Genomic DNA, 20,560 nt, shown 5'->3' on the forward strand with positions numbered 1-20,560 from the left:
ATGAATGAAAATATTCCATACAGCGGATTGGCATTTAGGAAAGCTTGTTCAAGGTGTTTATATGACTGAAGATCAACACTATATTTTACAACAATTTATGCAGGCTATTGATGAAGAAAAGCCAGATGCCATCATTGTGGCGGGCGATTTATATGACCGTTCACTGCCGCCTGTAGAGGCAGTGAATTTACTAAATGATACATTAGCAGAAATTGTATTGGAGAAGAGAATTCCGGTATTAGCAATCGCAGGGAACCATGATAGTGCTGGACGCTTGAATTTCGGTAGTCGTTTAATGCGCGAGAGTGGGCTTCATATGGCAGGGCAGTTTACAAAGGAGCATACACCAATTGTTTTGTCAGATGACTTTGGTGAGGTGCATTTTCATCTTGTGCCTTTTGCAGAACCAGCAGCGGTACGCACAATTTTAGCAGATGATACAATTCAGTCTTATCAAGATGCCATGCAGAAAATTATAGAGCACATTGAAGAGACAATGGACAAATCGCAGCGCAATATTTTTATTGGACATGCCTTTGTGACGAAGTACGGAAAAGAAGAAGAGAATACGAGTGATTCAGAACGGCCATTATCAATTGGTGGTTCCGAATGCGTGGATGCTGCGCTATTCGAACCTTTCAACTATACGGCGCTTGGGCATTTACATAAGGCACACTTTGTCTTAAATGAAACAATTCGGTATGCGGGTTCACCATTAAAGTATTCCCTTTCTGAACATTTACATGAAAAGGGTTTTTTAATAGTCGAGTTAAATGAAGAAGGGCAAGTAACTGTAGAAAAACGTAAGTTAATTCCAAGACGTAATTTACGTGTAGTGGAGGGATTAATGGATGATTTATTAATGCAACCACCAAGTGATGACTATGTCTTTGTGCATTTAACGGACGAAATTCCAGTCTCTTCACCGATGGAGCGAATTCGTACAGTATTTCCAAATGCGTTGCACATTGAACGAAAGGCAGCTCATACTGATTTGTCGAATCAAATCCAAGCGATTGAGGCAGAAAAAGTAGAGGATATTGATTTATTCCGCGCTTTTTATGGGGAAATGATAGGTGAACAACCAGATAGTGAAACCGAGCAATTATTTACCGATATGCTACAAGAATTACTTGATGAAGAACGGGAGGCTGCTAGGTGAAACCATTAAAATTAACAATTACCGCATTTGGTCCATATAAAAATACAGAAGTCATTGATTTTGAGCAGTTGGGCGAGCATCGATTATTTGCGATTTCTGGGAAAACAGGTGCGGGTAAAACAACAATTTTTGATGCCATTTGCTATGCACTTTATGGTGCAGGTAGCGGTGAAGATCGTCAGGACACAGCAACACTACGCAGTGGTTTCGCAGAGGATGATGTCTATACATCAGTAGAGCTAGTATTCGAAATGCGAGGGAAAACCTTTAAAGTGTTGCGTCAACCTGGTCATATTAAAGCAAAAAATAAAAGTGTTACAGGTAAGAAGGTTGAGCTTGCAGAGATCAAGGCAGGTGTTGCTGATTTTAGCATTGTTGAAAAACAGCAAACAAATGAAGTTGATAAAAAGCTACAAGAAATCATTGGTTTAACAAAGGATCAGTTTAGTCAAATTGTGATGTTGCCTCAAGGGGAGTTTCGTAAACTTTTAACTTCGGATTCTACTAATAAAGAATCGATTTTACGCAAAATCTTTAAAACAGATCGCTTCGGTGATATGACGAAAAAGCTCGATGCGAAACGTAAGGAAGCAGAGAAAGATTTAGAGCGGGCAAAACAATTAAAAGAGCATGTCTTAGGGCAAATTGCAGGTGCATTACCTCAGCGTACATCACAGCTTTTTGATTGCATCACAAATAATACCGAAAATATGCATCAACTTAAGGCAGCGCTTGAAGTAGAACAATCCTTTTATATTGAAAACATTCAAATGGAACAAAAGCGCTACGATGATGCTTATGCATTGCATCAAAAAGAGCAAGAGCATTACAGCATGGCAAAAGCGCTAAATGAGCAATTTGAAGAACAGGCAAAACGTCAAATTCGGCTTCAATCCCTTGAAAATGAAAGAAGTATATATGTTGCAAAGGAACAGGAAATAAAAGTAGCTGAACGGGCTAATAGTTTAATTATTTTTGAGCAGCAGTGTACTGATATACGGACCGACCAAGATCGCAAAGAAGAAATATATAAGCAAGCGATGGCAAAACAGCAAAAAGCGGAAACACAATTTAAAATGGCACAAGAGGTGTTTGCACAAGAGGAAGAGAAAGAGCAAGAACGTCAACAAGCTATAGAGCAAGAGCTACAACTGCAGGCGCTTTTACCGATTTTCGAAACTTATGAAAGCAATCGGCAGCAATTGCATGCGTTAGGACAAGAGGTGGTAACTGCTCAACAAGCGGTCACAGACAACCAAATAATGCTTGAGCAAGAGCGACAGCAACTACAGCAATTTGCACAAAGAATAGCAGACTATGAAGTACAACTGGAACCATACGAGTCATATTTAGTACAATTACCAAAGCTTCGTGAGCAAGTAGCGTTACTGACGCAAGTCGAGAAATATGAGAGTACGATAGAATCATCTAGTCATGAAGTAAACATGGCAGATCATCAATATAAAAATTCAAAGCAGCTACTTCAACAGCTAGAACAAAAATGGATTACCAATCAGGCGAGTATTTTAGCTGCGAAATTAGTAGAGGGCGAGCCTTGCCCAGTATGCGGAAGCATGGATCACCAAATCACACATACTACTGATATAGAAGCAATTGATGAAGAACAGCTTGAGAAAATGCGAGAGATGGTACAGGCGGAAGAACGCTTGTACTTTGAAAAAGAAGCAACGCTTAAATCTGTGAAGCAGCTTTATCAAGAAACCGATGAACAACTAGCGACTTTAAATATTACTGTAGCAGATCAAAGGGACATTAAAGCAACTTTACAACATGTTGAACAACAAATTGCAACTTTAAAAGTAGTTAGTGAACAATTGTCGCTAATCCGTACAAAGCATAAAAATTCATTGGACATAACAGAAAAGTTGCAGACAAGACAATTACAATTTGAACGTCATCTGGCTGAATGTTCAATGGAGTTAACGAAGCAACAGACAATTGTTGCAGAACAACAAAAACAAATTCCTGAAGGCTTGCAATCGCTACAGGCATTGAAAGGTGCAATTGATCAAGCAGGTAAACACAAAATAGCGTTACAAGCAGCATGGCAAGCAAGTCAGCAAAATTTGCAGCAGACAAAAGAAGCTGCTAGTAATGCAACGATGGCTGTTGAGTTAGCGAAAACTGCTTATGAGGAAGTACAAGCGAACTTAAATGTAAAACGTGAGCAATTTTCGGAGAGTATGAAGGATGTTGGTTTTGAAGGCTACCAGGCATATAATGCGGCAAAACGAAGCGTAGCGCAAATTGAGACATTACGAAAAGCGTGCAGTGATTATGAATTATTAGTTCACACATTGCAAGTGCAAATTACGGAAGGTGCTAAGCAACTTCAAGGTAAAGAGCAACAAGATTTAAGTTTGTTGGAAGCTGAGCTAGTGACGTTACGTGCAACATATGAGGAAGCGTTTAATCTACTGCAACGTACAAAAGGTTATGCGAAGGCTTGTGCAGACTTTATCGTAAAAATAGAAGAGGTAGCTGAGGAAATACAGTCACTGGAGAAAGAAGCGGGGCGTGTTAAAGAGCTTCATTCATTACTAAATGGTCAGAATGCGAAAAAAATATCTTTTGAGCGTTATATTCAAATCAATTATTTAGATAAAATAACTGCAGCGGCAAATATTCGCCTGTATCATTTATCAAATGGACAGTTCGAGCTTCGCCGTTCGGATCGTTTAGAAAAGCATGCGAAGCAAAGTGGGCTTGGCTTGGATGTTTACGATGCTTATACCGACCAAATACGAGATGTAAAAACATTGTCCGGCGGAGAGAAGTTTAATGCGTCATTAAGCCTTGCGCTTGGTATGGCGGATGTTATACAGAGCTTCCAAGGAAATATTCGCATTGAAACAATGTTTATTGATGAAGGCTTTGGTTCTCTTGATGAAGAAGCATTAAATAAAGCAATAGATACCCTAATTGATTTACAGGATTCCGGTCGCATGATTGGTGTTATTTCACATGTAGCAGAGCTAAAAGCGGCAATGCCAGCAGTTTTACATGTTGAAAAAACATTGAGTGGCTATAGTAAAACCCGCTTTGAAGTGAAATAAGAAAAGAGGTGCTTAACAAAAAAGCGCCTCTTTTTTATAAATCGTCGATAATGATGTAGGTCATATACATTGGACCGTGTACTCCTACGACTAATATCATTTCAATATCAGCAGAGTTACTTGGACCTGAAATGAAATTAATGCACGAAGCTAATGTTTCCCCATTTTGTAAACGTTCACGGATTTGCATAGCAGCTTGTGTCATTCGAGGAACGATTGAGCTTTTGGGCATTAAAATAATCGACTTTGTTGGCAAGAAGCTTACTGTACGGCCATGATTAGGCTCGCTAAATAGTACTGCTGTACCAGACTCGGCCAATGTGATATCACTTATCGTAATCCCGATATTGGCTTTTTCTACAAGTGCAATATTATCGCTCCCTATCACGGGGTCCCAAGTATGGAGCTCGATTTGTTTGTCGGGTAATGTTTGTGTAAATAGTGGTGTAAGACCGTATGCATCAAAGCGTTCATCCTGCCAAACCATAATTGGGCCACTACCGTTATCCGTAATGACTTCTTCCATCGTAGATGCTAAATCAGCAGAGGATGTAACAATACAGTTTGTATTAATGCGTGTGCATTGTTTTTGTAAAACGGCTAATAGCTCATCCTGCGATAAATTTTGTAATGTTTTATGTTGCGGTGTATGGCGCCATTGTGGACGTTCTACATGCTTAGGAACATCAGTGCGTTGTAGTCTAGACGATAATTGGCTTATAAATGAGTCGCGATTTTGAATTGTGCCTGTCATGATTAGTGGTCTCCTTTTTGTCGATTGTCGAACCAGTCACGGAAGCGTTCTTTTTTTGGTGCAGGGAATTCACGAATATCCGTCCAATTTTTTAATGGTCCAACACCTTTTGAAATATGGTCGCCCTTTGTCAATGGCTTTAAGGCACTTGAGGCAACCTTAGATCCAAATTTATACATACCAGATGATGATGAGCCCATTCCAAAGATAGACATAAGGAAGCGTTCTGATATTGGTGCACGGCCTTCTTTTTCCACAATCGTTTGTCGATGCTTGTGCAGTAATTCATGCAATGGAATTTTTACGGGACAAACATCGGTACAAGCCCCACAAAGTGTAGACGCAAATGGTAATTCCTTATATTCATCGTAGCCACCAAGCAATGGAGATAAAACGGCACCAATTGGACCGGAGTAAATAGAACCATATGAGTGACCGCCTACATGACGATAAACAGGGCAAATATTAGCACAAGCGCCACAGCGAATACATTGTAAAATCGATTGGAATTCACTACCTAAAATTTCAGAACGGCCATTATCAACAATGACTAAGTGGAAATCTTCAGGACCATCTACATCACCTTCTTGGCGGGGACCACTTAATACAGTTACATAGCTTGGAAGCTTTTGACCAACAGCACTTCGTGTTAGCATATTGACAAGCACTTCTAGCTCTTCAAAAGTTGGTACGAGTCGTTCCATACCCATTACAGTAATTTGCGTTTTCGGCAATGCTGTCGATAAATCCGCATTACCTTCATTGGTTACGATACAAACAGATCCTGTTTCCGCCACGGCGAAGTTACAACCTGTAATGCCGATATCCGCTGTTAAATAATCATCTCGCAACATTTTACGTGCATGCTTAGTTAATTCCTCAGGACGTTCAGAGCCCTCGTATTGATGATGACGCTTGAAGCTTTCCTGTACTTGTTCTTTCTTACGGTGTAAAGCTGGTGCTACGATATGTGAAGGTAAATCATCGTCGAGTTGTAAAATATACTCTCCTAAATCGGTTTCAATCACGCGACAGCCAGCATGCTTCTCTAAATAATGATTTAAGTCAATTTCCTCTGTCACCATCGACTTTGATTTGACAATTTTTTTTGCCTGCTTGTCCTTGGCAATACCTGCGATATAGGACCTTGCATCCTCAGCTGTGGCAGCAAAGAAAACATGACCACCACGTGCTGCAACCTGGTCACTTAACTGCGTTAAATAGTAGTCAAGATTTGCTAACACATGTTGACGAATTTCTTCACCAAGTGAGCGCCACTCTTCCCAATTGCTAAGTTCCTCAATAGCTAATAGACGATTCGTTTCTAGTCGATCTTGTGCTCCGGAAACAGCACTACGCATAAAAGTATTTTGAATGCCTTCTCCAACCCGATTATTAAATGGCTCATCGCCGACCTTCATTGGCATTGTGCACGCACCTCCGCATCTCTAGAATTTAATATTTCAGCAATATGTAGTACTTGTACGTGCGCGCCTAATCGCTCTGCGCGTCCACGGATATTCATTAAGCAGCCTTCATCTGCACCAACTAAATATTTGGCTTTCGTTTCGATAATATGCTGTACCTTTTCATCAACCATTTGCTCGGAAATAGGTGTCATTTTGACTGAGAATGTACCACCGAAGCCACAGCAAGTTGTTTTGTTTGGTAGCTCTGTATAGGTTAACCCTTTAACGTTTTCTAGTAATGTTAATGGTGCACTTTTGACACCGAGTAGTCGTGTCATATGGCATGACATGTGATAGGTCACATTGCCGTCGAAGCTAGCGCCGACATCTGTAATACCTAATACATCGACGATAAATTGTGTTAGTTCATACGTTTTTTTTGCTAATCGTTTTGCGCGTGTTGCCCATAGCACATCATCTGCAAAAACTTTTTCATATTCACGGAACATATAAGCGCAAGAGCCAGAGGGGCAGACAACATATTCAGCATCGTCAAATGCTGTAATCATGTTTTTCATCGCTTCCTTTGCATCTTTTACATAGCCAGAATTGTAGGCTGGTTGTCCACAGCAAATTTGTCCTTTTGGAAAAATGACTTCACAGCCAAGATGTTCTAGAAGTTCTACAGTTGCCTTGCCCACATTTGTTTGAAACATATCGACTATACATGTCGCGAAAAGTGAGACTTTCATGTGCGTTCATCTCCTACTGGTTAATTAATGTTAATGCCCTCATATAGCGTGAGGGCGAATTAGTATTACGAATAAATTAAGATAGCGGCAATTAGTGCTGGAATGGCAGCCACTAATGGACCGATGACTGATACAAAGAATATGTGTTTGTAGGCATCTTTATGCGTTAAGCCAATAACTGCAAGTACAGTAATAACTGCACCATTATGAGGCAATGAATCTAAACTACCAGAGGCGATTGCTGCAATACGGTGAATTGCCTCAGGGGCAACACCTAAATCTAAATACGTCTGAACAAACGTTTCCATTGCAATGCCGAGACCACCAGATGCTGTACCTGTAATCCCTGCGAGTGCTGCAATGGCTACGTAAAGGGAAATTAACGGGCTGCCAGGAATGTTAGCAAGCATTTCTGTTATTAAACCAAAGCCAGCTGTAGCAGCAATTACTGTCCCATATCCGACATCCGCACTAGTATTGATAATTGGTAAAACGGTATTCGTTGCGCCAATGTTTATCGCCTGTAATTTGTTATCGATATATTTCCAGAAGATAATAATCGCAATAAGAACAGTAAGCATTAACGTGTAGAGGATATCTACTTTAAACACGTTTAATGTGACGATTAAAAAGATTGGTGGTAAAACACTTAAGATAAATGGCGGTAATTTTTTTGCTGTTGCCTCAAATGCTTTTGAATCATTTTTATCTGGATTTTTCATATTCTCATATGTTTCACCACGTGCCTCTGACTTTGATAATTGACGTTTTAAATAGAAGCAGTTTAAAAAAATAATGGTAATCGTAGCGACAATTCCAACAACAGGAGCTGCTGTAGTAGTTGTGCCTAAGTATTTTGTTGGAATAATGTTTTGTACAGATGGTGAACCTGGAAGCATCGTCATCGTAAAGGTTGCTATTCCAAAGAAGAATGCCCCTGTGAACAAGTGCCAAGGCATATTTAATTCCTTAAACAATGGCTTAGCAATTGGTAAAATAGCAAAAATAACAACGTATGTATTAATACCACCTAGTGTTAAAAAGGCACAAATAATCACGATTGCCATCAGTGCATTGAACTTGCTATTACGTCCCATAACGATTAATAGCTTTTCAGCAATTGATCGTGCTGCACCACTATCTTCCATGAATTTACCGAAAATTGCGGCAAACAAAAAGATGAGGTAGTAATTTTTCATAAAGTTCATAAATCCACTCATATAGTTCCCTTGGAGAGAATCTAGAATAGGCATTTGGTTTAATAGTATTACGACCAAACTAGCGATTGGCGCAATGATAATAATACTGAAACCTCGTAATGCTAAAAATATTAATAATGCAAGTGAAGCAATAATCGTAAACAAACTCCATATTTCCATTGTTCTCAGGTCCTCCATGTTTATCTTAAATATTCTGAAAATTCAACAAGTAGGATATAGTATAACAATGAATGCTATAAAATTACTATGTAAAAAACGACAAAGGTAGAGTTTGTCATTTGTTTGTTTTGGCCAATTTGGCATTTTGTAAGTACGATTGCATATAGAGTGCGAGATTCAACTCAAACATAATTTGCCCGTTTTTTTCATTGATATCAAGTAATGAAAAAATAGTCTGAAGCCTATATTTAATCGTGTTTATATGCACAAAGCACGCTTCCGCAGTGTGTTTGCGATTTTGATTATGTACAAAATACAATTTAAGTGTGTATAACAAATCCGTTTTATGTTGATTGTCATATTTGATAATTGCTCCAAGTTTCATATCTATGTACTCTGCCATTTCCTGTGGATCGTTATTTAAAAAAAGTGTATAAGGCCCAAGTTTGTCATAGGACAAAATAAGTGGTGCTTGTTCAAGTGTTTGTAAATAGTCGATGCACTTTTTTGAATCACGGTGTGAGCTTGTAATATTTTCTATAGATTCGAAAACTCGTCCAAGACCAACATGAAAGGATAAAGAATTGTATATTTTCACATCTTTATCAATTAGCTCGAAAAACTGTTGAATATGTTCTTTAAATTGTTCAACAGGTACTTGGAGATTGTTCATAAATAAAAATTGATAGTGGAAATCGTGCTCCGAGGTGAAAATCGGAAAAGAAAATAAACGTGAAGCACGATAGAGTAATTGGCTAAATTGTTGCTGCTGTTTTTTTGTTTGCATAACGCCGAAAGCATTATCTTGAAGCTGTAGCGTAGCGCATAAGAAATGCGTAGTTTGAAGTGCTTCTTGGCGCTTATAAAATCCAGTGAAATCTAAATTTAAAAGTTGTTGCAACAAATAGCCGTCGTATTTGAAAGAAATTTCAAGTTCCTTTTCTTGCTCAGCTAACTGAAGAGCAAATAGAGCGCTTGCCTGTTCGACAGCAAACAAGTCAAGAGGATCCATCTGCAAATGATCGTGCATCACAACAAGTAGCATACCGATAACACCACGTTCTGTATGAATCGGGAATAAGTAACTTACATACATATCTTCGTCCATTGCGATGTGAACTTGATGTTGCACGCACTGCTGTACTACGTTATTTAGATACTCAATTTGCTGCTCCCTCAAAAGTTCTGCAGCGTGTTTTGCTGTTGCGGATGAGGCAACAAGTACATCATAAAAATCTGTCATAATGGCTACTGGTTGTCCAAGTAAAGAAGCCAGTGTATCTGTCATGTCGCTGAGACGACCTCGTGTTAAAGAAACACGTGTTAGCGCATCATAAATCCGCTTGGAGCGCTCATTTTGCGTGAATAGTTTTGCGTTTTCAATCGCAATAGATGATTGATTGGCGAATGCTTGTAGCATCATTAAATCGTTATTTTCAAAGTGTGTATCCCCTGAAAAATTGACAATTGTTAATACGCCGATACATGCGTTACTTTTATCGAGAAGTGGTGCACAAACAGCGCTTTTGGGATATGCAAAGTCACCAACTGCCTTTGTATAGTCTTCCTCATATAGTGGGAATAAGTCGGACATGTTCTCAGTTACATCGTCACTCGAATGGAATCTAAACGCCTTTTTTTGTGAAAACACTTTTCCAGTCATACCTTCATTAGAGGCCAGATGAATTTTTTTTAAGTGTGCGAGATTATAGCCAATGGCATGCTTGGCAATCAGTCGATTAGTCTGTGTATTAAGCATAAATAGTACCCCTGCATCGGCACCATCAATAACATGTAATACTTCACTCATCAGCTTTTCCAGCACTTGATTAATATCGAGCGTTGAAGTAAGTACTTGCGCTGCATTGACTAAGCTTAGTAATTGTTTTTCGGTATTTATCGTAAACAGCTCCTTTTTGTTTTGTTGCTATTCATTTTAAACTATATTTGTGGATGTATGCAGACAATAAAAAAGCTATCTCACGAACTGGAGATAGCTAAAGCGAACAAATTATTTTGTGTATGTGTTTGATGAAGTAGGAGCCTTTCCTTTTTTAGCTTCTACTACTTTTCTTATGATAGGAATAACGATTGGTGCTAATTTAACAGCAGTCTTTACTACGTTAGATACTTTCATTTGAATCCAACTCCCTTTTTATCATTATTGCTACCTGTTTTTGTCTGGAAGAAACATTAACGGACAACGCGTACTGCTTGAATGATGTTCCAAATGACAATGCCTAGTGATACGAATAAGTAAATAACAAAGGTAACTAGCCAAACAATAATGAGCGAATTGCCATTTGCAAATGGATCAGTTGTATTAAACGATATCGTTGAGAAGACGAATAGGATAAAGAAAACGATACCAAAAGCAACTGGAATTAAGTGTGAGATGAGTGCTCGAATAGAGTGGCGCTTAACTTCGTTATCCTTTGAAATAAAATAAACGACTAAAGGTACGATAAATGGTGCGAAAAAAATACTGAGATAACTAAATGCAGATAAGATTTTTTGATTCTCCATTAGTTGTCCCTCCTTTTTTAATATTTACGCACAAAAATCTGAAAAGTTTCAAAAAAATTTAGTAAAGAGACGGTTGTAATTGGGCGAGTGTTTGCGTACAATAATGATGTTCAAACAAAAATCTAGATGTAACGACCACAAGGGGTGCCGATGATGTCGGCTGAGACTTGGCACGTAATGCCTTCACTCTTTGAACCTGTAAGTTAACGCTTGCGTAGGGATTGTGGATAGAAACCGACACTTTTACGATGTTAGGCTCTGTCCTGGCATCGTTTTTATTTTACCCATTATAGTAGATTGCCAGACAGCCAAGCATTAAAGCAACTGATTTCTATTCCTGCCTTGTATCCTACATCGGAACAAAGGAGAGAATAATGTTATGGACAAAAAAAGATTATTAATGCTGGTGGAAATTGCGATTTTTGCTGCGGTAGGCCTTGTGCTCGACCAAGTATCATTTAAAGTATGGGCACAGGGTGGCTCGGTTAGTCTTGTCATGGTGCCGATTGTATTAATAGCATTTCGTTGGGGACTAGGTGCAGGGTTAACAACTGGTCTACTCGTTGGTGTTATGCAAACAATGTTTGGAGCTTATATCGTACACTGGTTCCAAGGTTTATTAGATTACGGCGTTGCCTTCACGGTTGTTGGGCTAGCAGCGATTGTACGTAAACCAGTACTTGATGCAGCCGCGAATTCGAATAAGGTGAAAATGGCAAACTATATTATCATTGGCATCGTTGTAGCAGGCTTTTTAAGGTATGCTGCACATACGGCTGCTGGTGCAGTGTTCTTTGCAGAATATGCTGGCGACCAAAATGCATGGGTTTATTCTATTATTTACAACGGAACGTATATGCTGCCTGCTACAATTTTAACAGCTGTGGCTTGCGTGCTATTATTTACATCTGCACCACAATTAATGCAACGAAAATCTTAATTATTAAACCGTCTGATTTCTCTAATAATCGGGCGGTTTTTAGCTTTTTTAACTGGTGTTCATACACTATTCGAAATTTGAAGGCAAATATGCCAAGGCGTAATTGACATACCAAATAACGCGGATTCCTCATTTTTATACTGGAGTTGTGGTATATTAAAGAGTAGACATTAGGATGAAAGGGACGTTTTAAAATGATTGTAAAAACACAAGAAGAAATTGAAGCTTTTAAAAAAATTGGCCGTATTTGCGCTGAAATCCGTGAAGCGATGAAGGCCGCTACAAAACCAGGTGTGACGACACTGGAAATAGATGAGATTGCAGGACGTATGTTTGCCGAGCGAGGCGCTGTATCTGGACCTAAAGGAGAATATGATTTCCCTGGTTATACTTGCATTAGTGTGAATGAAGAAGTAGCACATGGTATTCCTGGTAGCCGTGTCATTCAAGAAGGGGACATCGTGAACATCGACGTATCTGGTTCTTTAAATGGTTATTTTGCAGATACAGGTATTTCATTCGTAGTTGGTGAAGGCTATGAAGAGAAAGAAAAGCTTTGCCGCGTAGCGAAAAGTGCTTTTGAACGTGCGATGACTAAAGTAAAAGCTGGCTCAAAACTAAACCAAATTGGTAAGGCTGTTGAGCGTGAAGCCTATGCGAATGATTTAACAGTTATTATGAACTTAACAGGTCACGGTTTAGGGAAGTCTTTACACGATGAGCCAAGTCATATTTTAAACTATTACGATGCATGGGATACAACAATTATGAAGGAGGGTATGGTGCTTGCTGTTGAGCCATTCATCTCCGCAAAAGCTGAGCATATTGTTGAGTCTGGTGATGGCTGGACATTTGTCACACCAGACAAATCATTAGTTGCACAAATTGAGCATTCGATCATTGTCACTAAGGGTGCACCAATTATTCTAACAACGTTAGATGACGAGTAACAAAAAATAAAAAATCCCGTATACCAAATTATTTTTGGTATGCGGGATTTTTTTTGATGAATATTATGCCGACAAGCAGGACACCACATAAAAAAAGTGCAGCTGTTGTCACAAGAAGTTCATCAAAGCCATTATGGAGTGCGATGCCGATGTATGCCCAAATGAAGACAAGTGGAAACGCAATATCGAAATGATGGAAGCGAATATGTAAAGCAATGGCAGTGCCAACTGTTAATAAAATAACGGCCCATAGAGGGTTACTTAAACCAAAACCATTCCATTCAAATGAGGTTAATGTAAAACTTAAATTTGTCATGAGTAGAAATGTTGTCCATGCAAAATAAATAGACAGTGGTACACGACCAGTTAGCTTATTATTGCTGAGTGGATACGTATTATACAGCATAAATAAGTAAAGGACTAACATGAACGTGACGATTAAAGAGGCGATAAATAGTTCTAAATGCCAGAAGATTATCATCAACATTTGTAGTGTACATGCGCTCCCAAATAGTATTCCCTGCTTGAGAGACAAGGCTTCCTGCGTGCGCTGTTTATTCAGATTCATAACTAACCAATAACCGAGTAATATAAAAATCACAATCCAAATAACATAACTTACATTTAAAGGGGCAAACATAACCGGTAAGCGGTTAGAAATTTCTAATGAAGATTGACCATTTATCTTTATGATATAGGATGAAAAGGTTAGGATGAGTGCGACAATATACGTAATTGTCACGAAAATAAATTGAGGCATAATTTCCTCTCCCTTCCTGTTAAATTGTATAGTGAAAAAGCAAATAAGTATATGATTGTCACTGAATTTCTATTTATTAAATAAGTATACCTTTTATAGCGATAATCCGAAATGTTCTGTTGATGAGCGAAGTAATCCGAATGAGCCTTTCAAATAATACAACGTTTAATTATAACGGAAATACCGACTAGTATATTATGCTAATTTGTTAGTATTATCTACAATTTACCATTTTTATATTCAAGCTTACTTATCTCTTGTACAATAAGATTAATCACATAAGGGGAGGTTTTTAAATGTCTCAAACTATAAAAGATTTAGATTTATCCATTGAATTAGATAAAAAAATGTATAAAAAGAAATTAAAAGTCCTTCAATATGAAATGTTAAATGCTCAACAATTTTTACTAAATAATAAAATAGGTCTTATACTTGTATTTGAAGGCATGGATGCGGCAGGTAAGGGGGGAGCTATTAAACGCCTTATCGAACGAGTAGACCCGCGCGGCTATGTAGTGCATCCAATATCGGCACCGCAACCACATGAACTTCGTTACAACTATTTACAACGCTTCTGGCGTAAATTGCCGCAGCATGGGCAAATCTCAATTTTTGACCGGTCATGGTATGGGCGTGTACTTGTAGAGCGTATCGAAGGCTTTGCGACAAAGGAAGAGTGGTCTCGTGCATACGATGAAATTAATAACTATGAAAAGCTACTGACAGACGGAGATTACATAGTTGTGAAGTTCTGGTTACATGTATCCGATGAAGAACAGTTAAAACGTTTTACAGACAGAGCACAAGATCCGTATAAAGCATGGAAGCTAACAGAAGAAGATTGGCGTAACCGTGAAAAAACACCTCTATACATAGAGGCGGCCAATGACATGTTTGAGAAAACAGATAAGGAAAATGCTCCATGGATTTTAGTAGCGGGCGACGATAAAAAACATTCACGTGTACAAGTGCTACAAGAAACAATTGCACACATCGAGCGTGAAGCTCAAAGACGCGGTTTGCATTTAACAAATATATTAGACACACTAGAATCATCAAATGTGTAAGTAGAAAATATAATAATACGAGAGATGTTGCTACAACTAAACAATAAGCTGATTTAGTTGTAGCAGCATCTTTTTTTACATACAATGAGAAATATATCGACAATTATTGGAAGGTTTGTGTGGAGAAATGGTGTTGAAAATTTGGAATTTACTAAAGAAAAAGGGTGGAAATGTGGTGTTGATTGAGGGGAAGAAATGCTACGTTCGGACATTCCAAGAAAAAGATGCACGGAGTTTAACAGGTCTCGTAAGCCGCAATAAATACTTTTGGTCTACATACGAACCGCTGAATCGGCCTGACTACTATACAGTAGACACACAATATAAAAAAATTCAGGAAAGCTTATATTTAATGGGCACTCAACGGGAATTCACATTTGGCATTTATGAGCTTGGTACAGATTATTTAATCGGACATATTGCAATTTACTCAGTGAAAAGATTGCCGTATTCAAGTGGGTTTGTAGGCTATGCAATGGATGAAGCTTATGTTGGAAAAGGTATTGTGACAGAAGCAGTAGAATTAGTTGCCAATTTTGCATTTGAGGAAATTGGTTTACATCGTATTGAGGCGTATGTAGCACCAGAAAATAGGCCTTCTATTCGGGTACTTGAAAAAGCGGGATTCCAGCAGGAGGGTTTATTGCGTAAACTATTATATATTAATGGGAAATGGGTAGATCATTATATGTATGCACGCTTAGAAAAATAAACTTAAAAAAGATGTGTCTATCCTCCGAGACTTCGAAGGATAGACACATCTTTTTATTGATTGGCACCGTCTGCGATTAAATCTAGACGACCTGTATTAGGATCGATGACTAGACCGTGAACAGGAATATCTTTTACCATTAGTGGGTGATTGCGTATTGTATCAACACTTTTCATTACACTTGTCGCTACGTCGCCAAAGCCACGTAAAAACTCTTTTAGATCGATACCAGAATACTCCATCATTTTAATTGTTTCTTCGCTTACGCCTCGGTCTACCATCTTACTTAGCATAGACTCAGGATCAACTGCACTCATACCACAGTCATAATGACCAACTACATATACTTCGTCTGCTTGTAATTCGTAAACGGCAACTAGTAAGCTACGCATAACTGCGCCAAATGGATGACTAATTAATGCTCCTGCACTTTTTACGATTTTTACATCACCATTTCGTAGATTCATTGCTTTTGGTAAAAGCTCGACAAGGCGAGTATCCATACAAGATAAAACTACAATATGTTTATCTGGGTATTTTGTTGTAATAAAAGGTTCGTATTTTTTGTCTTGTACAAAATCTTCATTGAATTCTAGAATATCTTTTAACATTGTCATGAAAAATTGCTCCCTTCCCTACTGAAACATTTTAGAGCAAAATTAAAAATACGCAAACAATAATGACAATATTCACGCAATTTTGCGAAGAAATTAAGAAGTTCAGTAATTTACTTAGTATATCGAAATAAAGGTGATAAATATATAGCATATAATAAAGAAAAAACAGCTACAAAAATAGTAGCTGTCTTAACAGAGATTAAAATTTTTGTGTTGGTTTTGGATCTACAGTTACTGAAGATTTAGAATCTAAACCTACTTGTAGGTAATGGATGAAGAATGCAGTTGCAATTAATAGAACGGCCGAAAAGCCAAGTACAGTTGTGATGAACATAGATAAATACCCCTTTCTACTAGATAATCAACTTTCATTAAATGCAATTATACAATAGATTGTCATAAAAGAGTAAGGTTAATTTATGAAATATATGGCAAGAGTTTGTTAGAAATGTATGTTAATAAATTATTTGGGTGTGTTACTGATGTAGTATGCTCCATGAAAACTGTTGGATTTTTTGAGGGTGAAAAAAAGAATGTCTCTTTTGGAACTTTTTCATAATGATTAGCAACCTAATTTTGACTGAAAAAGTCGATGGAATCATTTTTTTATCATTTCACCTCGATATTTCGATAATTATATGAGTTGGTTTTGCCTTATCGGTCTAACAACTCATTTAAAAAGGTGGTGTTTTTTGGGTATTTAATACTATTTTCGTAGCTAATTTAGTATTGTGTAGTAAAATTGTGTCAAATGATAATAACAAATCCTTAACTCAATTAGAATATGAACAAATTAGTGTATTATTCTTAATTCAATATAATCAAATATAGTCAAAATTCAAAGAAATAGCATTTATGGCATCGATTAATTTTTAAAATACATTTATACTATATTATATAATATGGAAAAATTAAACGTAATCAATACTGGTTTAAGATTTGGAGGTTCTATTAATGGATATGTCGTCGTTAGTCGGTATAATTTTAGCGTTTATTGCGCTACTAACAGGAATGGTGTTGAAAGGTGTAAGCTTAAGTGCATTTTACAATCCTGCAGCCATATTAATCATCATTTTTGGTACAATCTCCGCGGTTACGATTGCCTTCCCAATGAAGGAATTAAAGCGTGTACCAAAGTTATTTAAAATCCTATTTAAAGAGACTAAATTAGCTGATGATATTGAAATCATTAAAATGTTTTCACAGTGGGCTGATTTAGCACGTCGAGAAGGTTTACTAGCTCTTGAAAGTAAAGCTTCTGAAGTTCAAGATCCATTCTTGAAAAATGGCCTTACATTAGCCATTGATGGTCAAAATGCAGATTATATTCGTGATGTATTGACGGAAGAAGTGGAAGCAATGGAAGATCGTCATACAAGTGGTGCTGCAATCTTCTCGCAAGCAGGTACATATGCCCCTACACTTGGGGTACTTGGTGCGGTAGTTGGTTTAATCGCCGCATTAGCAGATATGAATGATATTGAAAAATTAGGACATGCCATTTCAGCTGCCTTCATGGCAACATTGTTAGGTATCTTCACAGGTTATGTTTTATGGCATCCATTTGCCAACAAGTTAAAACGCAAATCATCTGTAGAAGTAAAGCAAAAGCGCATGATGATTGAAGGAATCCTTTCTGTTTTAGAAGGGGAAGCTCCACGTGTTATTGAACAGAAATTATCTTCTTACTTAACGATGGAAGAACGTCGTCAAATTATGGGTGAAAGCGGGGCGGGCGGCCTTGGCAAAGAAAGCTAAGAAAAAAAAGCATGAAGAGCATATGGATGAGTCATGGTTAGTACCGTACGCAGATATTTTGACGCTGTTATTAGCGTTATTCATCGTGTTATTTGCCTCAAGTTCGGTTGACCAAGAAAAGCTAGATCGAATGTCACAAGTTTTTACTCAAGTGTTTGATGGTGGGACGAGCTTTTTAGAACAACCATCAGCAGTGCAAACACCTAATGCAGATAGTGATGAAACACCTCAACAAAATTCGGCTTACTTAAAAGATCAGCAGGAACTAGCTGAGATTAAGGGTAGTGTCGATAATTTCATCGCAGTTAATGAAATGGAAGGTCAGTTTGCAACGGAGATGACTGATGAAGGTTTATTAGTAACGATTCGTGATAGTATCCTATTCGACTCGGGAAAAGCAACGATTAAATCAGAGTATCAACCGATTGCTAAAGAGCTTGCCGATGTATTAGTATTAGATCCTGCACGTAATATTGTCGTTACAGGGCATACAGATAATGTACCACAATCAGGTTCTGAATTTGCCTCAAACTGGGAATTGTCGGTTATGCGTGCTACAAACTTCCTGAAAGTTTTAATAAATAGTAATGAGAATTTAGATCCGAGATATTTTAGTGCAAAAGGGCATGGTGAAAACAAAGCCATTGCTCCAAACGATACTGCTGAGGGGCGTGCGAAAAACCGTCGAGTAGAAGTGTTAATTCAGCCTCTTGTTGCAGAAGACGGTTCAGTTACAACAAATACACAATAAAAATAAAAGCTATTAGCAACAGGCTTTACGCCGCAGCTAATAGCTTTTATTATTTACGAAGTGAGCCTAGTTCTGCAACGATCGCTTGCATTTCGCTAGGGCTAAATGAATCGCGCTTCATGACCATTTCATATAAATATACTAAATCCTCATAGTTGGCTTCATCGAAATTCTCTGATTTCATTGCATCCACATTGACCATGCGAAGTTTATCCTTCATTTGCTCAACCATATAAATAACATTTTCTTTAGATGGTGTTGATAAATTCATTTGTTTAAACCTACCTTTCGTAGTCCTCGCCAATATCATTTCATTGAATAAAAAAATTGTCAACACTGTATTTGAGCATTGCTTTAAAAACATCCTATTTTTGGGTAGAATAGAGGAGGTAAGTTGTTTATTTATCTATAGAGGAAATGTATATTAACACTAGTAGGAGGTATTATAGTATGGGGAAAAGTAAGTTATTAGCATCTATTATCGTTGGCGCTGCAGTAGGTGCTGCACTTAGTATGCTTGATCGTACAACACGTGAAAAAACAATTGCTTCTACAAAGAGAATTGCTGAAACAGTATCTTATTATGCAGAAAATCGAGAAGAATTGCAGGAACTTATTCAAGAAAAAGTGACAGCTGCTCAGTCGTTTTATGAAAGTGCTTCAGATAATGTCAATATGTTAGTCGAAAAAGTAGATGAGTTTAAAGAGTTACCTTCCACAATTCAAGATATGATTAGTGATACAAAATCTGCCTTCTCACCAACAGATAAAGAACAAGTTTAATTTTAATAAATGTTTAAGTACCGAGCCATAGTGATATGTGCAATTCGGCCAAAGTGTGATTGTATAGTAAGGAGGAGAACTGCATGGAGAAGAAAAAAGCATCAGCAAATGCTGCATTAGGTGCTGTAAAAGCCTTTGTCTCAGCGGATGTAGCGACTGTAGATGTCACAACCTCAAAGGGCTTTTTGCAAGATATCCTGCTTCGAATCCACCGAGTTGAAATATCTGCACTTAGTGCCCAGTTGGCTTATTTCTTTTTATTATCCTTTTTTCCGTTGCTTATCTTCCTTGTGACGTTGTTACCGTATTTAAATTTAGAAACCGAGCTAATGTATTCGACATTAGTGAACATATTGCCTGATGAAGTATATAGGCTAATTGAAAGCACACTAAATGAAATTTTAACGCGTCGTAATAGTAGTTTATTATCCATTGGGATAATCGGTACGATTTGGTCTGCATCAAAAGGAATTAATGCCTTGTTCCGTGCATTAAATAAAGCCTACGATACGGAAGGTAGAGTAGGGATTGTGAATAGAGGACTATCTCTTGTTTTTACAATTGCACTTGTAGTTGTTGTGGGTGTCGCGTTACTATTGCCTGTCTTTGGTCAGCAAATAGGGCGTTTTTTATTTTCGATAGTCGGTGTCGAAGAGAAATTCATTGTGTTCTGGAATAATATACGTTGGAGTATGCCTTTGTTGCTTATCTTTTTAGTTTTACTGGGACTTTATTGGTTTGTACCTAATACGAGTCCGCGACAAAAGATAATGGGGGTATGGCCAGGTGCAATATTTTCTACATTAGCTTGGTTGGCCTTAACATATGGCTTTTCTTTTTATATTAATAATTTTGGGAATTATTCTGCTACATACGGCAGTATTGGTGGTGTCATTATTTTAATGCTATGGTTATATTTCACCGGCATGATTTTAATTTTTGGCGCAATGCTCAATGCGACAATGCAAAAAAGAGCGCTACAAAAAGAATTATACAAACATCGAAAATCACCTGAGTTTTGATTACATTGAAAAAGCCTTGCATCACGATTATGAACTGAACCCTATAAAGTAGACAGTTTAATAAAAGACCATTTGCTACATTAAACAGCGATTAAATGACTTCGGTATGCTGCCGGAGTCATTTTTTTTAACGTCCATTGC

Annotated in this window: 21 protein-coding genes and 1 riboswitch; of the genes, 10 read left to right on the plus strand and 11 right to left on the minus strand. The window is 37.8% G+C overall.

Annotation, left to right across the window (positions count from 1 at the left end; genetic code table 11):
- Positions 1 to 4: 4 nt before the first annotated feature.
- Together ACIQZG_RS11095 and ACIQZG_RS11100 are read left to right on the plus strand one after the other, a co-directional pair.
- Entirely contained in the window at positions 5 to 1,162 is a 1,158-nt protein-coding gene (locus tag ACIQZG_RS11095) for an exonuclease SbcCD subunit D (RefSeq protein WP_402755238.1), read from the plus strand.
- The gene (locus ACIQZG_RS11100; protein ID WP_402755239.1) at positions 1,159 to 4,239 is read left to right on the plus strand and encodes an AAA family ATPase; all 3,081 of its coding nucleotides are present in this window, start codon (positions 1,159 to 1,161) and stop codon (positions 4,237 to 4,239) included. Before ACIQZG_RS11095 ends, ACIQZG_RS11100 begins: the two co-directional genes overlap by 4 nt.
- A gap of 34 nt (positions 4,240 to 4,273) precedes the next feature.
- Here ACIQZG_RS11100 and ACIQZG_RS11105 read toward each other — a convergent pair whose 3' ends face one another.
- The 7 genes from ACIQZG_RS11105 to ACIQZG_RS11135 form a co-directional block, all read right to left on the minus strand.
- Positions 4,274 to 4,993 (minus strand): LutC/YkgG family protein, encoded by a 720-nt coding sequence (locus ACIQZG_RS11105; protein WP_402755240.1) that lies wholly within the window; start codon positions 4,991 to 4,993, stop codon positions 4,274 to 4,276.
- Positions 4,994 to 4,995: 2 nt separating this feature from the next.
- Positions 4,996 to 6,420, minus strand: coding sequence for a LutB/LldF family L-lactate oxidation iron-sulfur protein (locus tag ACIQZG_RS11110; protein ID WP_402755241.1), 1,425 nt, complete (start codon positions 6,418 to 6,420; stop codon positions 4,996 to 4,998).
- Positions 6,411 to 7,154, minus strand: coding sequence for a (Fe-S)-binding protein (locus ACIQZG_RS11115; RefSeq protein WP_402755242.1), 744 nt, complete (start codon positions 7,152 to 7,154; stop codon positions 6,411 to 6,413). The genes ACIQZG_RS11110 and ACIQZG_RS11115 overlap by 10 nt, the downstream gene beginning before the upstream one ends.
- Before the next feature lie 65 nt (positions 7,155 to 7,219).
- Positions 7,220 to 8,533, minus strand: coding sequence for a GntP family permease (locus ACIQZG_RS11120; RefSeq protein WP_402755243.1), 1,314 nt, complete (start codon positions 8,531 to 8,533; stop codon positions 7,220 to 7,222).
- Between the two features lie 115 nt (positions 8,534 to 8,648).
- Positions 8,649 to 10,442 (minus strand): helix-turn-helix domain-containing protein, encoded by a 1,794-nt coding sequence (locus ACIQZG_RS11125; RefSeq protein WP_402755267.1) that lies wholly within the window; start codon positions 10,440 to 10,442, stop codon positions 8,649 to 8,651.
- A 102-nt stretch (positions 10,443 to 10,544) separates the two neighbouring features.
- A complete protein-coding gene (locus ACIQZG_RS11130; RefSeq protein ID WP_402755244.1) occupies positions 10,545 to 10,670 on the minus strand; it encodes a hypothetical protein in 126 nt (41 codons plus the stop codon).
- A gap of 56 nt (positions 10,671 to 10,726) precedes the next feature.
- Positions 10,727 to 11,059, minus strand: coding sequence for a magnetosome magnetite crystal formation protein family (locus ACIQZG_RS11135; RefSeq protein WP_402755245.1), 333 nt, complete (start codon positions 11,057 to 11,059; stop codon positions 10,727 to 10,729).
- Positions 11,060 to 11,189: 130 nt separating this feature from the next.
- Positions 11,190 to 11,298, plus strand: a riboswitch (TPP riboswitch).
- A 140-nt stretch (positions 11,299 to 11,438) separates the two neighbouring features.
- Here ACIQZG_RS11135 and thiT point away from each other — a divergent pair.
- Positions 11,439 to 11,999, plus strand: a complete 561-nt coding sequence (thiT, locus tag ACIQZG_RS11140) for an energy-coupled thiamine transporter ThiT (RefSeq protein ID WP_402755246.1) — start codon at positions 11,439 to 11,441, stop codon at positions 11,997 to 11,999.
- Between the two features lie 194 nt (positions 12,000 to 12,193).
- A complete protein-coding gene (map, locus tag ACIQZG_RS11145) occupies positions 12,194 to 12,949 on the plus strand; it encodes a type I methionyl aminopeptidase (RefSeq protein WP_402755247.1) in 756 nt (251 codons plus the stop codon).
- A 28-nt stretch (positions 12,950 to 12,977) separates the two neighbouring features.
- Here map and ACIQZG_RS11150 read toward each other — a convergent pair whose 3' ends face one another.
- Positions 12,978 to 13,709 (minus strand): hypothetical protein, encoded by a 732-nt coding sequence (locus tag ACIQZG_RS11150; protein WP_402755248.1) that lies wholly within the window; start codon positions 13,707 to 13,709, stop codon positions 12,978 to 12,980.
- A gap of 296 nt (positions 13,710 to 14,005) precedes the next feature.
- Between ACIQZG_RS11150 and ACIQZG_RS11155 the strand changes: the two genes are divergently transcribed.
- Positions 14,006 to 14,776, plus strand: coding sequence for a polyphosphate kinase 2 family protein (locus ACIQZG_RS11155; protein WP_402755249.1), 771 nt, complete (start codon positions 14,006 to 14,008; stop codon positions 14,774 to 14,776).
- 127 nt (positions 14,777 to 14,903) lie between these two features.
- Entirely contained in the window at positions 14,904 to 15,488 is a 585-nt protein-coding gene (locus ACIQZG_RS11160; RefSeq protein WP_402755250.1) for a GNAT family N-acetyltransferase, read from the plus strand.
- A gap of 53 nt (positions 15,489 to 15,541) precedes the next feature.
- On the opposite strand, the gene ACIQZG_RS11165 is transcribed toward ACIQZG_RS11160, so the two are convergent.
- Positions 15,542 to 16,105 (minus strand): beta-class carbonic anhydrase, encoded by a 564-nt coding sequence (locus ACIQZG_RS11165; protein ID WP_402755251.1) that lies wholly within the window; start codon positions 16,103 to 16,105, stop codon positions 15,542 to 15,544.
- Between the two features lie 199 nt (positions 16,106 to 16,304).
- Positions 16,305 to 16,439: a hypothetical protein gene (locus ACIQZG_RS11170; RefSeq protein WP_402755252.1), complete on the minus strand. Its 135-nt coding sequence runs from the start codon at positions 16,437 to 16,439 to the stop codon at positions 16,305 to 16,307.
- Between the two features lie 620 nt (positions 16,440 to 17,059).
- Here ACIQZG_RS11170 and motA point away from each other — a divergent pair.
- Both motA and motB read left to right on the plus strand, forming a co-directional pair.
- Positions 17,060 to 17,863 (plus strand): flagellar motor stator protein MotA, encoded by an 804-nt coding sequence (gene motA / locus ACIQZG_RS11175; RefSeq protein WP_402755253.1) that lies wholly within the window; start codon positions 17,060 to 17,062, stop codon positions 17,861 to 17,863.
- Entirely contained in the window at positions 17,847 to 18,614 is a 768-nt protein-coding gene (motB, locus tag ACIQZG_RS11180; RefSeq protein ID WP_402755254.1) for a flagellar motor protein MotB, read from the plus strand. The genes motA and motB overlap by 17 nt, the downstream gene beginning before the upstream one ends.
- Before the next feature lie 49 nt (positions 18,615 to 18,663).
- Here motB and ACIQZG_RS11185 read toward each other — a convergent pair whose 3' ends face one another.
- Positions 18,664 to 18,885: a DUF1128 domain-containing protein gene (locus ACIQZG_RS11185; RefSeq protein ID WP_402755255.1), complete on the minus strand. Its 222-nt coding sequence runs from the start codon at positions 18,883 to 18,885 to the stop codon at positions 18,664 to 18,666.
- A 179-nt stretch (positions 18,886 to 19,064) separates the two neighbouring features.
- On the opposite strand from ACIQZG_RS11185, the gene ACIQZG_RS11190 reads away from it, so the two are divergent.
- Both ACIQZG_RS11190 and ACIQZG_RS11195 read left to right on the plus strand, forming a co-directional pair.
- Positions 19,065 to 19,397, plus strand: a complete 333-nt coding sequence (locus ACIQZG_RS11190; protein ID WP_402755256.1) for a YtxH domain-containing protein — start codon at positions 19,065 to 19,067, stop codon at positions 19,395 to 19,397.
- An 83-nt stretch (positions 19,398 to 19,480) separates the two neighbouring features.
- Complete coding sequence (locus tag ACIQZG_RS11195; protein ID WP_402755257.1) at positions 19,481 to 20,419, plus strand: YihY/virulence factor BrkB family protein; 939 nt, start codon at positions 19,481 to 19,483, stop codon at positions 20,417 to 20,419.
- Positions 20,420 to 20,560: the final 141 nt, after the last annotated feature.

It is taken from the genome of Lysinibacillus sp. NPDC096418 (assembly GCF_044762775.1).
In the GTDB taxonomy this organism is placed as follows: Bacteria; Bacillota; Bacilli; order Bacillales_A; family Planococcaceae; genus Lysinibacillus.

Excerpts from the sequence above, each read along its gene's own strand:
- ACIQZG_RS11195 (WP_402755257.1), top strand. The coding sequence starts at position 19,481 with ATGGAGAAGAAAAAAGCATCAGCAAATGCTGCATTAGGTGCTGTAAAA.
- thiT (WP_402755246.1), top strand. The coding sequence starts at position 11,439 with ATGGACAAAAAAAGATTATTAATGCTGGTGGAAATTGCGATTTTTGCT.
- ACIQZG_RS11120 (WP_402755243.1), bottom strand. The coding sequence starts at position 8,533 with ATGGAAATATGGAGTTTGTTTACGATTATTGCTTCACTTGCATTATTA.
- ACIQZG_RS11185 (WP_402755255.1), bottom strand. The coding sequence starts at position 18,885 with ATGAATTTATCAACACCATCTAAAGAAAATGTTATTTATATGGTTGAG.
- ACIQZG_RS11150 (WP_402755248.1), bottom strand. The coding sequence starts at position 13,709 with ATGCCTCAATTTATTTTCGTGACAATTACGTATATTGTCGCACTCATC.
- ACIQZG_RS11155 (WP_402755249.1), top strand. The coding sequence starts at position 14,006 with ATGTCTCAAACTATAAAAGATTTAGATTTATCCATTGAATTAGATAAA.
- ACIQZG_RS11095 (WP_402755238.1), top strand. The coding sequence starts at position 5 with ATGAAAATATTCCATACAGCGGATTGGCATTTAGGAAAGCTTGTTCAA.
- ACIQZG_RS11105 (WP_402755240.1), bottom strand. The coding sequence starts at position 4,993 with ATGACAGGCACAATTCAAAATCGCGACTCATTTATAAGCCAATTATCG.
- motA (WP_402755253.1), top strand. The coding sequence starts at position 17,060 with ATGGATATGTCGTCGTTAGTCGGTATAATTTTAGCGTTTATTGCGCTA.
- ACIQZG_RS11115 (WP_402755242.1), bottom strand. The coding sequence starts at position 7,154 with ATGAAAGTCTCACTTTTCGCGACATGTATAGTCGATATGTTTCAAACA.
- ACIQZG_RS11165 (WP_402755251.1), bottom strand. The coding sequence starts at position 16,105 with ATGACAATGTTAAAAGATATTCTAGAATTCAATGAAGATTTTGTACAA.
- map (WP_402755247.1), top strand. The coding sequence starts at position 12,194 with ATGATTGTAAAAACACAAGAAGAAATTGAAGCTTTTAAAAAAATTGGC.
- ACIQZG_RS11160 (WP_402755250.1), top strand. The coding sequence starts at position 14,904 with ATGGTGTTGAAAATTTGGAATTTACTAAAGAAAAAGGGTGGAAATGTG.
- ACIQZG_RS11130 (WP_402755244.1), bottom strand. The coding sequence starts at position 10,670 with ATGAAAGTATCTAACGTAGTAAAGACTGCTGTTAAATTAGCACCAATC.
- ACIQZG_RS11190 (WP_402755256.1), top strand. The coding sequence starts at position 19,065 with ATGGGGAAAAGTAAGTTATTAGCATCTATTATCGTTGGCGCTGCAGTA.
- ACIQZG_RS11110 (WP_402755241.1), bottom strand. The coding sequence starts at position 6,420 with ATGCCAATGAAGGTCGGCGATGAGCCATTTAATAATCGGGTTGGAGAA.
- ACIQZG_RS11170 (WP_402755252.1), bottom strand. The coding sequence starts at position 16,439 with ATGTTCATCACAACTGTACTTGGCTTTTCGGCCGTTCTATTAATTGCA.
- ACIQZG_RS11135 (WP_402755245.1), bottom strand. The coding sequence starts at position 11,059 with ATGGAGAATCAAAAAATCTTATCTGCATTTAGTTATCTCAGTATTTTT.